A 14,759-nucleotide genomic window follows, 5' to 3' on the forward strand; every position below is an offset into this window, starting at 1 on the left:
CCTCAATCCGGGTGGCGCGTCAGAACCCCAGCCACGGGCCCCACAACGGGATCCGCAGTTGAAGCCCGACGACGAAGATGAGCGTGGCGGCCACGGTGAGCCCGGCGGCCACGGCCACCGCCGTGAGCAGCCGGACGCGCGTGCTGGCCAGCGCGGTGAGCAGGGCCGTCACCGCGCACGTCGGCACGAACCCGAGGCCGCGCACCGTGGTGCCGAAGAACACGACCGCGAGCACGATCGCGCCGATCGCGCGCCACGGGATCGACCCGAACGTGATCGCCTCCCCGGCGACGAGCCCCTTGACGACGATCGCCAGGCCGAGTGCGGCGACGATCGCGCCGACCAGCATCGGGAAGGCGCCGGGGCCCATCCGCAGCGGGGTGCCCAGCTCGTAGCCGAGCGACCCCACGGCGAACGCGCCACCGATCACCATGAAGATGGCCCCGGCGAGGACGTCCGGGGTGGACCGGCGGCGCTCCACCTCAGGACGCCTTGACGCCGGCGTCGGCGAGGATCTTCGCCCAGGTGCCGAGCTGCTCCTCGAGCTTGGCCCGGTGCGCCTGCGGGGTGGCGTCGTCGGCCGCGACGGGCGCGGTGCCGAGCTTGGCCATCTGGTCGATGACCTGCTGGTCGGCCAGCGCCACCTTCAGCGCCTCGGACAGCTTCGTGACGACGTCCTGCGGGGTGCCCTTCGGGACGTAGAGGCCGTGCCACACGCTCACCTGGAGCTGGGGCAGCCCGCCCTCGGTGGTGGTGGGCACGTCGGGCAGGCTCTTGACCCGCTCCGGCGTGGTGACCGCGTACGCCTTCACCTCGCCCGCGGAGATCTGGCCGCTGGTGTTGGTCGTCTGGTCGCACATGAAGTCGACCTGGCCGCCGACGAGGTCCGTCAGCGCCGGGCCGGTGCCCTCGTACGGGACCTCCTGGAGCTTGACCCCGGCGGCACTCTGGAACAGCAGGCCGCACAGGTGGGACGCGGCGCCGATGCCGGCGTTGGCCAGCGTGACCTTGTCGGCGTTCGCCTTCACGTGGGCCACGAGGTCCTGGAGGGTCGCGGGCTGGAAGTCCTTGCGGGCGACGACCGTCATCGGCACCTCGGTGACGAGGCCGACCATCTCGAAGTCCTCGAGCGGCTTGTAGTCGAGGTTCTGGTACAGCGCGGGCGCCGTCGACATGCCGATGTGGTGCATGAGGACCGTGTAGCCGTCGGGCTCGGCCCGCGCGACCTCTCCGGCGCCGACCGTGCCGCCCGCGCCCTCGACGTTCTGGACGACGATGCGCCCGCCGAGCTTGGCGGCCATCGGCTCGGCGATCATGCGGGTGACGGTGTCGGTCGGGCCGCCCGCGCTGAACGGCACGACGAACGTGATGTTCTCGGTCGGATAAGCCGCGTCGCCGCCACCGCCGGCGGCTGATGTTCCGTTGTTCGCGCAGGCGGCGACGAGCGAAACGACGCCCATCGCGGCAATGATCCGCGCGGCGGCCCGATACCTGCTGGTCGTTTTCATATCGCCTCCTCGTCAGCGCATGCACATTTGTCCGTGAGTGCGCCGACTCAGTCTCGAATGGTCACGACCAGCGTGGTGTCAGGAAAATCCCAAGGAATGTGAGAAACGTTAGAGAAATCCCAAGAACTGGGGTCTAACGCGAACAACCATGGGCGACGTACAATCCGCCGGTATGCGGATCACCATCATCGAGGATGACGACCGCGTGGCGCGGGGTCTGGTGACCGTCCTGGCCCAGGCGGGCTTCGAGGTCCACCGCATCGCCACCGCGGCGGAGGCCGTACGCGCCTCACCCTCCGATGTGGTCCTCGTCGACCTGGGCCTGCCCGACGGCGACGGGCTCGACGTGATCCGCAGGCTCCGCGACCGTCCGGAGACCGCCGTCATCGCCGTGACCGCCCGCTCCGAGGAGCACGAACGGGTCCGCGGCCTGCGCGCCGGGGCCGACGACTACATCGTCAAGCCGTTCGGCGTCCCCGAGCTGCTGGCCCGCATCGACGCCGTCCTGCGGCGCACGCGGGTGGCCCGCTCGCTGAGCAGCCCCGACGAGCCGCTCGTCCTCGGCATACTGCGGATCGGCGTCGGCACCCGCGAGGTCACCGTCGGCGGCGCGCCCGTGACGCTCACCCGCAAGGAGTTCGAGCTGCTCCTCCTGCTGGCCAGGCGGGCGCCCAACGTGGTGAGCCGCGACGTCATCCTCGACCAGATCTGGGGCGCGACCTGGGAGTCGTCCAGCCGCACCCTCGATACCCACATCGCCGCGTTACGTCACAAACTCGGGCCTTCCGTTGTCATCCGTACGATCCACGGGGTCGGCTATCGGCTCCAGGCCGACCAGCCGGAGCTGATCGGCTGACCGCCGTGCACCGTCGCCTCCTCGCCGTCCTCGTCCCGCTCGCGGTACTGCTCGTCGCGGCGCTCGGACTGCCGCTCAGCGTCACCGTGGCCGAGCGGGAGATGCAGGAGACGTACGTCGACCGGCTCAACGACGTCGGCCGCTTCGCGTCGCTGGCCGAGACCGCGCTGTCGGCCGGCCGCACCGAGGCGCTGCACCAGGAGCTCGCCCACTACCACGAGCTGTACGGCATCCCGGCCGCGCTGATCGACCCGTCCGGCACCGTCCTGCTCGGACCGACCGCCGCCTACCAGCGCGCGGCCCGCGCCGAACCGGCGCTCCCCCGGATCGTCACCGCGGCGCTCGCCGGGACGAGGTCGGAGCCGTCCGGCGCATGGGCCCCGTGGGACGACTCCGCGCTCGTGGTGGCCGAACCCGTGGGCCGCGACAGCGAGGTCGTCGGCGCCGTCGTGACGATCTCCGACCTGTCGAAGACGCGCTACCGCATCCTCGTACGGTGGGCCCAGCTCGCCGGCATCGGGCTGCTGCCGCTCATCGCGCTCGTCGCCGTCGCCTGGCCGGTGTCGGCGTGGGTGCTGCGTCCGGTGCGCGAACTCGACGCGGCGAGCTCGCGCATCTCGCAGGGCGACCTCACCATCAGGGCGGACGCCGAGGCAGGGCCCGTCGAGCTGCGGCGGCTGGCCGAGTCGTTCAACACCATGATGGACGCGGTCGAGAACGCCGCGCAGCGGCAGCGCGACTTCGTCTCCGACGCCTCCCACCAGCTGCGCAACCCGCTGACCAGCCTCCGCCTCGCCGTGGAGAGCCTCCAGCCGCACCTGCGCGGCGACGGCGAGCAGATGTACGACGTCGCCGTCGAGGAGGCGAAGGCGATGCAGCGGATGCTCAACTCGCTGCAGGCCAGCGCGCGCATGGACAGCATCCGTACGGCGTCGCCCGTGGAGCTCGACGCGGTGCTGGCCACCCGCGTCGAGCGGTGGCGGGCGCTCACGGCGACGGCCGGACTCACGCTGACGGTCGACGTACCGGCCGGGCTGCGGCCGTTGGAGCCGCCGGGCGGGCTGGGCAGCGTCCTCGACGAGCTGATCAGCAACGCGCTGCGGCTGTCGGGAGCGCAGGTGGTGGAGGTGTCCGCGCGGGTGGACCCGCCCGGGGTGGTGACGATCGCCGTACGCGACGACGGGCAGGGGCTCGACGAGCCGGAACGCGCCCAGGCGCTGCGCCGGTTCTGGCGCTCGCCGCGGCACCAGAACGTCTCAGGGACGGGCCTCGGCCTCGCGATCTGCGCCGACCTGGTCGGCGCGGCCGGGGGCGAGCTGCGGCTTGAGGACGGCCTCGCGCGTGCGGACGGGTCATCCGGGCACGGGCTCGCCGCAGTGATCACACTGCCGGTCGACCCGCACTGAGGGCCGGTCCAGCGCTCGGGGCCGGTCAGCGCTCGGGGCCGGTCAGCGTTTGCGGCCGGTCAGCGCTCGGGGCCGGTCAGCGTTTGCGGCCGGTCAGCGCTCGGGGCCGGTCAGCGTTTGCGGTCGGTCAGCGTTTGCGGTCGCGGAACCAGGCGGCGGCGCCCGGGTGGAGGCGGACCGACGCCGTCGAGATCGCGGTGCGCACGTTGATCTGCCAGGCCTCGGGGACGGCGTCGACCGCGTCCCGGCTCGCCGACGTGATCGTCCGGGTGTGGGTGAAGATCGTGTCGGTGATCGCGTACACCAGGTCGTCCGGCAGGTCGTCGCGTACGAGCAGCACGTTCGGCACGGCGACGGTCCGGACGGCGGGAACCCCGGCATAGGCCGTCGCCGGGATCGTCGCCGGGGTGTACGGCCCGGGGAACGCCGTGATGAGCGCCCCCGCCTGCTCGGTCATCGGGATCAGCCGGATCGGGTGCCGCTGCGCCAGCTCCGTGATCGCCGGCGTCGGGACGCCGGTCAGGGAGAACATCGCGTCGATCCCGCCGTCGCGCAACGCCGCCGCCGACGCGGCCTGGCTGAGGTACCGGCCGTCGGTGTCCACCTCGCCCAGCTCCAGGACCCGCAGCGACGTGAACTCCGTACCCGAGTCGCGGGCGCCGAGCGAGACGCGCCTGCCGTCGAGGTCGGCGAACTCGTCGATCGGCGAACTCGCCATCACCACCAGATGCAGGTGGCTGTCGTACAGCCGGCACACCGCAGAGAGCCCGTCCGGGCCGCGGCCGTCGGTCGTGATCAGCGCGTCCAGGCTCGTCAGCCCGAGATGCACCTCGCCGGCGCGCAGCATCCGGATGTTGTCGGTGGACGCCCCGCTCGGCACGGTCGTCATGGTGGCGCCCGGCACGTGCTGGGACACCTGCTCGGCCAGCGCTCCCCCGATGCGCCGGTACACCGCCCCCGCAGGCCCGGTGGCCAGCCGCAGCCGTACGCCGCCCGCCTCCGGCTGCCGGGAGCAGCCCGCGAGCAGCCCTCCGGCGGCCAGGAACACCGCCCGCCTGCTGAGCCGTCGTCCCGGGATCAGCGCCATGCCGCGATGATACGGACGGCCGCCATCGGCGAGATGACGTCAACGTCTCAGCACGGCAGCACCTTCGCCTTGTTGAACAGTTCGGTCAACCCGGCGTCAATCCGGCGTAAGGCACTTGAGACCCTGGATGGAACCTCTCCTCGGAAGGACCCCGATGTCTCAGGACGCAACCTCGATCGCGGTGGCCGCGAGCCGCAGCCGGACGGTGAACATCCTGCTCGGCGTGGCACTCCTGCTCATGGTGGTGAACCTCGTCACCGAGGCGGCGGGCGGCTGGGCCAGCGCGCGGTTCGTCCTGGGAGCGCTGGCGCTGATCCCGCTCGCGTTCGTGATCGGGGAGGCGACCGAGCGGCTCGCCGAGCACACCGGCCCGGTGATAGGCGGCCTGCTCAACGCGACCATGGGCAACGCGCCCGAGCTGATGGTGTCGCTGTTCGCCATCGCGGGCGGGCTGTTCACGGTGGTGCGGGCGTCCCTCGTGGGGTCGGTGGTGAGCAACCTGCTGCTGGTGCTCGGCACCTCGCTGACCTTCGCTCCGCGCGGGCGGGTGTCGCGCTCGTCCGTACTGTCGACGCTCGGGCAGGTGGGGCTCGCGGTGGTGCTGTTCGGCGGGATGGCCGTCCACTACGGGTGGCGGCAGGGCGACAGGCAGGCGTCGGGGTTCGACCTGCCGCTGTCGGCGATCCTGCTCGTGCTGTACGTCGTGCTGACGGCCCGCTCGGTGCGCGCCGCCTACGTGGAGCACCGCGCCGACCGCGCCGCCGACGACGCCGGCCCGCCGGAGTGGTCGCTGCGCAAGGGGCTGCTCTACCTGCTGCTGGCGACGGCCGCGACCGTCGTGGTGACGCACGTGGTGACCGACACGATCCAGGCGTTCGCGACGGCCAGCGGCCTCGGGCTGTTCTTCACCTCGGCGGTGGTCGTGGCGCTGGTGGGGAACGCGGCCGAGCACGGCGGCGCGGTCGTGGTCGCGGCCCGTGGCAACCGTGACCTCGCGCTGGAGATCTCGCTCAGCTCCTCGGCCCAGGTGGCCCTCTTCGTCCTGCCGGTGGTGGCCCTGGTGTCGGCGACGTTCCGTCCGATGCCGATGGCGTTCCAGCCGGTCGAGATCATCAGCCTGGGCATCGCGGTCCTGCTCCCGGCGGCGGTCCTCGGGCGCGGCTGGTCCAGCCGCGCCCGAGGCCTCATCCTGATCACCGGCTACGTCGCCCTGGCCTGCGCGTACTTCATCTTCGGCTGATCTCCCGTGGTGACGGGAGCACGGACAGCTCAGCGGTGTAGGCGTCGGGGGGTGCGCCCAACACCCAGACGATCATGGCGGCGAGCGTCTCCGGCCGGATGCACCGCCCGGGATCATGGGGACGGCCGAAAGCGGCTCTGACCTCGCCCAGCAGATCGGTCGCCGTCGGACCGGGGTAGACCGTCGTCACCCGTACGCCGGAGGCCGCCTCTTCCTCGCGGAGCGAATCGGCCAGTTCGCGCAGCGCCGCCTTGCTGCCGGCGAAGGCCGACCAGCGCGCCACCCCCGTCGTCCCGGGCGCTGCGTTGACGAAGAGCACGTGACCCCGGGCCCGCCGCAGAGCGGGCAGCGTCAGCCGGGTCAGCTCGGCGGCGGAGGCCACGTTCACCGACAGGACCCGCTGCCACGTCTCCGGGTCCGCGTCTGCGACGGTCGCGACCGGAGAGATCGCCGCGCAGTGCACCAGCGCGTGCAGGTCGTCCAGTCCCGCCCCGTGCAGCGCGCCGGCCAGCGACGCGGGATCGGCGAGATCCGCCTCGATCCCCGGCACGTCCAGCCGCCCGATGTCACGCCCCAGGGCGGTCACCCGATGCCCGGCCGCAACCAGCCCTTCGACAAGCGCGGCCCCGATCCCTCCGGTGGCCCCGCTCACCAGCACGTGCCTCACGAGAACTCCCCTGACTCGGCTGCGGCTGACGTACGGCAGTTCAGCCCAGGGCGTTGACGAGCTTCTGGGTGAACCGGTGCATGTGGGGGTCCAGACGTTCGATGGGCTCGTCCAGCACCGCGCGGGGTGACAGCCACCTGACGGCGGCGAACTCACGCTGGTCGTACGAGGTGATGGCGTCCACTTCGAGGAGGAACCAGAGCGACACGTCCGTGTGGACGTCCGGGCCGCGCGTCGGTGTGACGGTGGCGAAGAACGGGCTGGTCCCGAAGGTCGTCGGGCGTGCCCGCACATGCAGCTCTTCCAGGCACTCGCGCTCGACGGTGTCCCAGACGGCTTCCCCTGGCTCGACGTGCCCCCCGCTCGGCAACCAGAGCCGGGCCTTGCGGTGATCGACGAGCAGAAGTTCCCCGTCCGGGCTGAGGACCACGTTGTACACCACGAGGTGGGGGTCGGGAACGTCGGGCGCGTGCGTCCGGTACAGCGGCGCGCCACTGGCGACCCAGGCGAGCGCGGCGGCCACATGCGCGTCCTCTTGCTCGTCCCAGGGGACGATCCCGGCCACCTGCCGCATCAACTCGCCCCGCAGCCGCTCACTCCGAGAGCTGTCACCAGACACGACCGCCACCCTACTCGGCGATCTCGAACCAGCCGCGCGATATTCGGTTGGCAGCCCCTGACGGTGTGGCGATACTGCCGAGGTGTTCACCGATGCTGACGCCGCCGCGGTTCCTGGACCTGTCGGTGCTCGGCGCGCTGCTCCGCGATGCGGGCTTCGAGATCGAGGCCCAGTACGGCGGCCCGAACCAGGAGCCCGTCACCGGCGAGAGCCGATCGATCCTGACCGTCGCGCGCACCCGTACGGCTCATTGACGTCGGCGGATGACGACGACAGACGCGAGCAACAGGGCCGACAGGATGACCGCGGCAACGGCGACCGCCGGCCGGCCCATCACATAGCCGGCGATGGTGACGACGGTCCAGACTACGAATCCACCGACGCACAGTGCGAGTGCGGCGACCAGGACCACCACGGGAGACGGTTTTCCGCTCGTCATGCTGCCCAGCATGGCACCATGATCGCCCGTTCCGTACAGGATTCACGGCAGGTGAGGCGAGATGAGGGAACATGAGCGGCCGTTGGTGCGGGAGGTGTTCCCTGGGCTCGTGGCGGAGCTGGTCGCGTGTCTGAGGGAGGAGGGTGAGGAGTCTCTGGCCGTTGCCGCGTGGAACCTCCGGCTGTACGAGGAGTGCGGGTGCGGCGACGACTTCTGTCAGAGCTTCTACACGGCCGAACGTCCGCGGGGCGCCTACGGACCTGGGCACAGGAACGTCGCGCTGAGCCCCGCGGTGGGCGATCTGGTTCTGGACGTCGTCGACGGGCGCATCATGTACGTCGAGGTGCTGCATCACCCGCCGTTGCGGGTGTGACTTATGTCAGTACGAGGGCACGACAAGCTTCACTAACCCCGCGAGCTGGGCGTTTCTAGTGTTGAGGACATGGAAGCGATCAGCATTGAGGGCGTGGCCAAGAGCTACGGAAACGTGCGAGCCGTCGAGTCGTTGACCCTGCGCGTACCCGCCGGACAGGTCGTCGCGGTGCTCGGCCCGAACGGCGCCGGCAAGAGCACCACGGTCAGCATGATGCTCGGCCTCATCACCCCCGACGCCGGAAGCGTCGAGATGTTCGGCAAGTCCCCGGCCGAGGCCGCCGCCACCGGGTACGTCGGCGCCATGCTGCAGGACGGCGACCTGGTCCCGAACCTCACCGTCCGCGAGGTCGTCGGGTTCGTACGGGGTCTCTACCCCGACCCGATGCCGCTGGACGAGGTGCTGGAGCTGGCCGGGCTGACCGACCTCGCCAAGCGGCGCACCGGCCGGCTCTCCGGCGGCCAGGCCCAGCGCGTACGGTTCGCGATGGCGATCGCGGGCGCGCCGAAGATCCTGGTCCTGGACGAGCCCACGGCCGCGCTCGACGTCGAGTCGCGGCGGGCGTTCTGGGCAGGGATCCGCGCCTACGCGGCGGACGGCCGTACGGTCCTGTTCGCCACCCACCACCTGGAGGAGGCCGACGAGAACGCCGACCGGGTGGTGGTCGTCGCGCGCGGCCGGATCGTCGCCGACGGCACGCCCGCCGAGATCAAGCAGCGGGCCGGAGGCCGCGCGGTCCGGTTCACGCTGGGCGACCAGCCCGCGGCCGGGCTGGAACGGCTTCCCGCGGTGAGCGCCGTCGAAGTGGAGGGCGAGGTCGCCACGCTGCACACCGCCGACCCCGACACCGTGGTCGCCGCCCTCTACGGCACCGGCCTGAAGGTCCGCGACCTGGAGATCATCACTCCCGCGCTCGAGGACGCCTTCCTCTCCCTGACCTCCGCCTGAGCGCCTGACCCCCGCTCGAACGCCCGGCCGTCCATCCGAACGTCCGGCGCTCCCCGCAACGCCTGCCCCCCGCCTGCACGCCTGAAAGGCCCCCGACATGCTGAACTACCTTCGTCTTGAACTGCTCCAGGTCGTGCGCGACCGGTACTACCTGCTCTTCTCGCTGGCCGTCCCGGTCGGCTTCTACTTCCTGTGGTCGAACATCTTCGGCGGCGACCGGCCCGACCCCGTCACCGGGCTCGCCGCCCCCGTCGACATCATGGTCTCGATGGCCTCGTACGGCGCGCTCGGCGCGGCCCTCATGACCACGGGCGTGCGGCTGGCGGCAGAACGCCGCTCCGGCTGGCTGCGACAGCTGTGGGTGACGCCGTTGAAGCCAGGCACGGTGATCGTGGTGAAGATCTTCGCCGCAATGTCGCTGGGCCTGCCCGCCGTGATCCTGGTCGGGCTGGCGTCGGTGGTGTCGCAGGGCGTGCGGCTCGACCTCGGGCAGTGGGTCGCCATCACGGCGCTGCTGTGGGTGGGCACGTTGCCGTTCGCGGCGCTCGGCACGCTGATCGGGTCGCTGGTCGGCCCGGAAGCCGCCCAGCCGATCACCATCGGCTGCTACTTCACGCTCGCCATCGCCGGCGGGATGTGGATGCCGCTCTCGGTGCTGCCGGCGTTCATCCAGAACATCGCCGGCGGGCTGCCCTCGACCAGGTTCGCCGAGCTGGGCCGGGCCGTGGCCGCCGGTCACGCGCCCTCGCTGACCGCCGGGCTCGTGCTCGCCGCCTGGACGCTGGGGCTGGGCGCGCTCGCGGTCGTCGCCTACCGGCGCGCTACCGTTGCGGCTTGATGAACCGACTCTTCCAAGGCGACGTCGAAGGCCCCGAGCTGCTGCAACGGGCCTTCTGGATGTCGTTCGGGCTGCTGTTCCTTGCCCCGGTCGTGGTGGCGGTGGCCAACTACGAGGGGCCGCGGCTCTGGCTGGGCATCGCGGCCCTGCTGGTGTTCACGCTGACGTACTACGCGGCGGCGTTCGTCCGGTGGCACTGGGACGACCCGTTCACCGTACGGTCACTGGTGGTGCTGGGCGTGTTCGCGCTGCTGGCGGTGGGCCTGCCGCCGCTGTTCGGGCTCGAGTGGATGGGCCTGCCGGTCTACCTGGCGTTCGTCCTCGCGATGTCGCTGCCGCTGCGGTGGGCCGCGGTCGGGGTGCTCGTGTCGATGGCGGTGGTGATCGGTGACGGGCTGCTGGTCGGGGCCCCGGCCCCGATGATCGGCGGCATCGCGCTGGTGCTCCTGGCGTTCGGGATGATGATGGTCGCGCTGCGGCACTCGCGGACGCTGGTGGCGCAACTGCACGAGGCGCGCGGCGAGGTCGCCCGGCTCGCCGCCGCCGACGAGCGGCTGCGCATCGCCCGCGACCTGCACGACCTGCTCGGACACAGCCTGTCGCTGATCGTCCTGAAGAGCGAGCTGGCCCGGCGGCTCGCCGAACGCGACCCGGCCCGCGCCGTCGCCGAGATCGGCGACATCGAGTCGGTGGCGCGCTCGTCCCTGGCCGACGTACGCGAAGCGATCTCCGGCTACCGGCGGCGCGACCTGGGCGAGGAGCTGGACGGCGCGCGGGCGGTCCTGGCTGCGGCCGGGGTCGACGCGACGGTGCGCATGTCCGGCGCGCCCCTGCCCGAGGCGGCCGACGGCCTGTTCGGCTGGGCCGTACGCGAGTCCGTCACGAACGTCGTCCGCCATGCCCGCGCCTCCCGCTGCGTCATCGAGATGGGACGCGACGGCGACGATGCGCTGCTGGAGGTGCGCGACAACGGCCGGGCCAAGGGGAAGCACGTACCGGGCAACGGCCTGAACGGCCTGTCCGAGCGCGTCGCCGCCGAGGGCGGCACGGTGGAGTCCGGTTCGTTGCCCGGTGGCGGCTTCCGCGTCGCGGTCCGCGTTCCCGTAGGGTCTGGCTCATGATCAGGGTCATGCTGGCGGAGGACCAGAACATGGTGCGGGGCGCGCTCGCGGCGCTGCTCGGCCTGGAGGAGGACCTCGAGGTCGTCGCGCAGGCGGCGTCCGGCGACGAGGCGGTCGTCGTCGCCCGGCAGATCCGGCCCGACGTGGCGCTGCTCGACATCGAGATGCCCGGCAAGGACGGCCTGACCGCCGCCGCCGACATCCGGGCCGAGGTGCCCGAGTGCCGCGTGATGATCCTGACGACGTTCGGCCGGCCCGGCTACCTGCGGCGGGCCATGGAGTCGGGCGCGTCCGCGTTCCTGATCAAGGACGGTCCGGCGCAGGAGCTCGCGGCGGCGATCCGCCGCGTCGTGGCCGGGGAGCGCGTCATCGACCCGGCGCTTGCGGCGGCCGCGCTGAGCGCCGGCCCCAACCCGCTGTCGCCGCGCGAACGCGACGTGCTGGGCGCCGGGGCCGACGGCTCCACGATCGCCGACATCGCGTCCCGCCTCCACCTGTCGGAGGGCACCGTCCGCAACTACCTCTCCTCCGCGATCAACAAGGTCGGCGTACGCAACCGCATCGAGGCCGCCAAGGCCGCCGAACGCAACGGCTGGCTCTAGCGAACCCTTGTGGAGTGACGTAGCGTCCCGACAGTGGCGATGAGGCGGGTCGACTACGACACGGAGCAGTACCGCGACTACGCGCGCGGCCGGGCGCTCGGCGAACACCAGCTGCGCACCTGGATCAGCGCCTTCGAGGCGGTGCTGCCAGAACGGCGTCCGCTGGCCGGGCTCGACGTCGGGTCGGGGACCGGCAGGTTCACCCCGGCGCTCGCGCGGACGTTCGGGCCGGTCATCGGCGTCGAGCCGGCGGTCCGCATGCGCGAGATCGCGGAGACACGGTCCAGGCATCCCGACGTACGGTACGTGGCGGGCTCCGCCGAGGACATGCCGGTGCCGTCCGGCAGCGCCGACTACGCGCTCATGTTCCTGTCCTGGCACCACGTCCAGGACAAGCCGCGGGCGGCCCGTGAGCTGGCCAGAGTGCTCAAGCCCGGCGGGCACCTCCTGCTGCGCGGGAACTTCAGCGACCACCATCCGAGGCCGTGGTGGCTCGACCACTTCCCCCGCGGCTTCGAGGTGGACACCGCGCTGTTCCAGCCGCTGCACGAGGTCATCGCGATGTTCACGGCGGACGGCTGGCGCGTCGCCGCCTTCGGCACGGTCACCGAGCCGTCCCCCGGCACCTGCCGTGACATGCTCGAACGCCTGCGCCTGCGCACCCTCTCGTTCTTCGCCCAGCTCAGCGCCGACGAGGTGGAGACCGGCCTCCGCAGCCTGGAACAGGCCGTCGCCGCGAACCCCGACGCCCCGTCCCCCACCTTCCCCGAGCCCCTCCTCACCCTCGTACGCCCCTGATTCAGGGTTTCGCCGCGTTGGCGAGCAACTCCTCGACGAGTGACAGGGCCACGTCCGCGGCTCGTTCCGGAACGGACAGCCCCGGTAAGTGGGCTGGACGGCGACGTCATCGGCGTCCGGACGGCGTGTCGAAGATCGACGAGCTCGACCGGCTCTACGCCCGGGTACGCGAGGCCAGAGGCCACATCGACATCCTCTTCGCCAACGCCTCGATCGCCGTGCCCCACACCTTCGGCACCCTCACCGAGGACGTCGTTGACCGCCATCTCGACGTCAACATCAAGGGCCTGGTGTTCACCGTGGAGCGGGCCCTGCCATTGCTGTCCGACGGAGGGTCCATCATCGTGACGTCCTCCGTCGACGGGGTGAAAGGCGGCCCGGGGCGCAGCGTCTACTCGCCGACCAAGGCCGCCGGGCGCAACCTCGTCCGTACGTGAATGCAGCGGTCATCGGGGGCCGGGCACGGCGCGCTGCAGCTCGATCAGGGCCAGCGGAGGACCGTCGCCGAAGTCGTGGTCGTGGGTGCGGCCGGTCTCGGTGAAGCCGTTCTTGGCGTAGAAGCGGCGCGCCTGGGCGGAGTCGCGGAGCGTCCACAGATGCACGTCGTCGTACCCGGCGTCCCGTACGCGCTCCAAGGCCGCTTTCAGCAGGACCGCCGCGATGCCGCTGCCCCAGACGTCCGGATGGGCGAAGAAGGTGTGGATCTCGGCGGAACCGGGGCGCGACGTGGAAGCCCCGAACCGGGCGAAAGCCCCCGGACGCTCGTCCAAGTGCGCCAGGAGGATCGTGTCCTCCACGCCCTCGGCGAGAACGGCGTGCCACTTCGTACGCCGCTCCTCGATCCCGGCCGCGGCGACCTGCGGCGTACACAACGGACCGTGCGACACGCCCCAGGACAGCGCGTGAATCTCACCGAGCACATCCCCGTCACCGGGCTCCGCGGGCCGAACCGTGATCACACCAGTCATGACGTAGACGCTAGCGCCGGGCACCGATGACTTCCGCGGGACAACCCGGTCTGAACCATGTCCCCGAACCCCCAGCACGGAGAGCGGATCATGCGGAAGCTGATGGCGACAGTGTTCAACTACTCCCTCGACGGTCTCCTCGCCGACGAGGGCACCGACTTCTGGAAGTTCTGCTTCGACCTTCCCGAGAACAGCGACCCCGACCACCCGGGGCACCTCGAGTTCCTCCGGAGCGCGTACGCGCACGTCATGGGCCGTACCGCCTACGAGAGCATCTCCGAGTCCATGACCACGTCCACCGACCACCCGTTCTCCGACATCCTGAACTCCGGCCGCAAGGTCGTCTTCTCCCGGACCCTCAAGACGGCCGACTGGCCCAACACCACCATCGCCTCCGGAGACACGACAGAAGAGATCGACAAGCTCAGGCAGGGCGGCGACGGCCACATCATCGTCTGGGGCGGCGTCCGCCTCTGGCGCTCGCTCATGCAGCTCGACCTGATCGACGAACTCCACGTGAGCATGTTCCCGTACGTCGCCGGCGAAGGCACCCGCCTGTTCGACGGCCTCCCCAAGTCGTACCAACTACAGCTGCTCTCCAGCACCCCCTCCCAGAACGGGATCGTGGAACTCCAGTACCGCCGACCCCGCTGACCGGGCTGGTCCCTCTTCTTGACGGCATGACAACCGCGGTCGGCCGGCACGGCGGAGCAGGCGTCCCACCACCGTCCGGACCCACACACCGCTCGTCCGCATGGTCAAAGCGCAAACCGAAACCCCCTACCCGCAGGAGTTGTGTCCGACATGATCCGAGTATGAGGAAGTTGCGCTTCTACCGGTCGGCGCGGAAGCACCGCATCGGACAGGCGCACGCCTTACATGTCGTCCGATCCGGTCCCCCAGCGATCGTGCCGGCCGCCTAGTGATCATCCACGTGATGCCGACCGCGCTACCAGGTTCGTCCGCAGTGCTCCGGCCTTCAGGCCGGGGGTGAAGCGGACCCTCCCGCGTAGCGGAGCAAGATTCGCCGATTCGCCGCTGGGCGAACCGGCGTCACTCAGAGGTGTCGGGATGGTCTTGCCGGCTGGTCCACCACTCGTAGGGAACCAGGACCGCGTATGGTGTGCCGTTTCGCTCGACGATGGTGGCCTCACCCAGATAGTGGGCGGCGTTGACTCGGTCACCGAGTCGTTCCCTGGTTTCTCGAATACCCATGCGAACATCCATAGATCGAATGGTACACTTATTACCATGCAGCTCCGGTACAACTTCCGCCTCTACCCGACGCC

The 14,759-nt window shown here is 71.0% G+C and carries 20 protein-coding genes; 12 read left to right on the forward strand and 8 right to left on the reverse strand.

The features are described from left to right. Positions 1-19: 19 nt before the first annotated feature. Both BLR04_RS26380 and BLR04_RS26385 read right to left on the reverse strand, forming a co-directional pair. Complete coding sequence (locus BLR04_RS26380; protein WP_218129162.1) at positions 20-481, reverse strand: tripartite tricarboxylate transporter TctB family protein; 462 nt, start codon at positions 479-481, stop codon at positions 20-22. Between the two features lies 1 nt (position 482). After that, entirely contained in the window at positions 483-1,508 is a 1,026-nt protein-coding gene (locus tag BLR04_RS26385) for a tripartite tricarboxylate transporter substrate-binding protein (protein WP_090770156.1), read from the reverse strand. Between the two features lie 172 nt (positions 1,509-1,680). On the opposite strand from BLR04_RS26385, the gene BLR04_RS26390 reads away from it, so the two are divergent. Both BLR04_RS26390 and BLR04_RS26395 read left to right on the forward strand, forming a co-directional pair. Continuing rightward, positions 1,681-2,364 (forward strand): response regulator transcription factor, encoded by a 684-nt coding sequence (locus BLR04_RS26390; protein WP_090770158.1) that lies wholly within the window; start codon positions 1,681-1,683, stop codon positions 2,362-2,364. A 5-nt stretch (positions 2,365-2,369) separates the two neighbouring features. Beyond that, a complete protein-coding gene (locus tag BLR04_RS26395; RefSeq protein WP_090770160.1) occupies positions 2,370-3,770 on the forward strand; it encodes a sensor histidine kinase in 1,401 nt (466 codons plus the stop codon). A 127-nt stretch (positions 3,771-3,897) separates the two neighbouring features. Here BLR04_RS26395 and BLR04_RS26400 read toward each other — a convergent pair whose 3' ends face one another. Then, the gene (locus BLR04_RS26400; protein ID WP_090770162.1) at positions 3,898-4,857 is read right to left on the reverse strand and encodes a TAXI family TRAP transporter solute-binding subunit; all 960 of its coding nucleotides are present in this window, start codon (positions 4,855-4,857) and stop codon (positions 3,898-3,900) included. A 154-nt stretch (positions 4,858-5,011) separates the two neighbouring features. Between BLR04_RS26400 and BLR04_RS26405 the strand changes: the two genes are divergently transcribed. Continuing rightward, the gene (locus BLR04_RS26405) at positions 5,012-6,097 is read left to right on the forward strand and encodes a calcium/proton exchanger (protein ID WP_176903287.1); all 1,086 of its coding nucleotides are present in this window, start codon (positions 5,012-5,014) and stop codon (positions 6,095-6,097) included. Here the strand turns inward: BLR04_RS26405 and BLR04_RS26410 are convergent. Further along, positions 6,084-6,764, reverse strand: a complete 681-nt coding sequence (locus BLR04_RS26410) for an SDR family NAD(P)-dependent oxidoreductase (RefSeq protein ID WP_090770165.1) — start codon at positions 6,762-6,764, stop codon at positions 6,084-6,086. The two genes, BLR04_RS26405 and BLR04_RS26410, sit on opposite strands and share 14 nt — an antisense overlap. Positions 6,765-6,804: 40 nt before the next feature. Next, on the reverse strand, positions 6,805-7,383 hold the full coding sequence (locus BLR04_RS26415) for an NUDIX domain-containing protein (RefSeq protein ID WP_245740547.1): 579 nt from the start codon (positions 7,381-7,383) through the stop codon (positions 6,805-6,807). Positions 7,384-7,475: 92 nt separating this feature from the next. Between BLR04_RS26415 and BLR04_RS40885 the strand changes: the two genes are divergently transcribed. Continuing rightward, positions 7,476-7,637, forward strand: coding sequence for a hypothetical protein (locus BLR04_RS40885; RefSeq protein ID WP_176903288.1), 162 nt, complete (start codon positions 7,476-7,478; stop codon positions 7,635-7,637). On the opposite strand, the gene BLR04_RS39915 is transcribed toward BLR04_RS40885, so the two are convergent. After that, complete coding sequence (locus BLR04_RS39915) at positions 7,631-7,834, reverse strand: hypothetical protein (RefSeq protein WP_143022207.1); 204 nt, start codon at positions 7,832-7,834, stop codon at positions 7,631-7,633. The genes BLR04_RS40885 and BLR04_RS39915 overlap by 7 nt on opposite strands. Positions 7,835-7,883: 49 nt before the next feature. Here BLR04_RS39915 and BLR04_RS26420 point away from each other — a divergent pair, with 49 nt between their 5' ends. The 7 genes from BLR04_RS26420 to BLR04_RS26450 all read left to right on the forward strand — a co-directional run bounded on the left by BLR04_RS26420 (position 7,884) and on the right by BLR04_RS26450 (position 12,939). Next, positions 7,884-8,195 carry a hypothetical protein gene (locus BLR04_RS26420; protein ID WP_218129163.1) on the forward strand — a complete coding sequence of 104 codons (312 nt, stop codon included), beginning with the start codon at positions 7,884-7,886 and terminating at the stop codon, positions 8,193-8,195. A 69-nt stretch (positions 8,196-8,264) separates the two neighbouring features. Next, complete coding sequence (locus tag BLR04_RS26425) at positions 8,265-9,143, forward strand: ABC transporter ATP-binding protein (RefSeq protein ID WP_090770170.1); 879 nt, start codon at positions 8,265-8,267, stop codon at positions 9,141-9,143. Positions 9,144-9,240: 97 nt separating this feature from the next. Then, complete coding sequence (locus tag BLR04_RS26430) at positions 9,241-9,981, forward strand: ABC transporter permease (RefSeq protein WP_090770172.1); 741 nt, start codon at positions 9,241-9,243, stop codon at positions 9,979-9,981. After that, complete coding sequence (locus BLR04_RS26435) at positions 9,981-11,102, forward strand: sensor histidine kinase (RefSeq protein ID WP_090770174.1); 1,122 nt, start codon at positions 9,981-9,983, stop codon at positions 11,100-11,102. The genes BLR04_RS26430 and BLR04_RS26435 overlap by 1 nt, the downstream gene beginning before the upstream one ends. Then, positions 11,099-11,704, forward strand: a complete 606-nt coding sequence (locus tag BLR04_RS26440) for a response regulator transcription factor (protein WP_090770176.1) — start codon at positions 11,099-11,101, stop codon at positions 11,702-11,704. Before BLR04_RS26435 ends, BLR04_RS26440 begins: the two co-directional genes overlap by 4 nt. Before the next feature lie 39 nt (positions 11,705-11,743). Then, entirely contained in the window at positions 11,744-12,502 is a 759-nt protein-coding gene (locus BLR04_RS26445) for a class I SAM-dependent methyltransferase (protein WP_090770178.1), read from the forward strand. Positions 12,503-12,627: 125 nt separating this feature from the next. Continuing rightward, positions 12,628-12,939, forward strand: a complete 312-nt coding sequence (locus BLR04_RS26450; RefSeq protein WP_176903289.1) for an SDR family NAD(P)-dependent oxidoreductase — start codon at positions 12,628-12,630, stop codon at positions 12,937-12,939. Between the two features lie 9 nt (positions 12,940-12,948). On the opposite strand, the gene BLR04_RS26455 is transcribed toward BLR04_RS26450, so the two are convergent. After that, positions 12,949-13,470 carry a GNAT family N-acetyltransferase gene (locus tag BLR04_RS26455; RefSeq protein WP_218129164.1) on the reverse strand — a complete coding sequence of 174 codons (522 nt, stop codon included), beginning with the start codon at positions 13,468-13,470 and terminating at the stop codon, positions 12,949-12,951. A gap of 90 nt (positions 13,471-13,560) precedes the next feature. On the opposite strand from BLR04_RS26455, the gene BLR04_RS26460 reads away from it, so the two are divergent. Then, positions 13,561-14,124, forward strand: a complete 564-nt coding sequence (locus tag BLR04_RS26460; protein ID WP_090770214.1) for a dihydrofolate reductase family protein — start codon at positions 13,561-13,563, stop codon at positions 14,122-14,124. 399 nt (positions 14,125-14,523) lie between these two features. Here BLR04_RS26460 and BLR04_RS39920 read toward each other — a convergent pair. Then, the coding region (locus BLR04_RS39920; RefSeq protein WP_218129165.1) for a type II toxin-antitoxin system Phd/YefM family antitoxin at positions 14,524-14,759 on the reverse strand (236 nt) is incomplete at its 5' end.

Origin of the sequence: Nonomuraea maritima, assembly GCF_900100395.1 — a bacterium.
Classification (GTDB): Bacteria; Actinomycetota; Actinomycetes; order Streptosporangiales; family Streptosporangiaceae; genus Nonomuraea; species Nonomuraea maritima.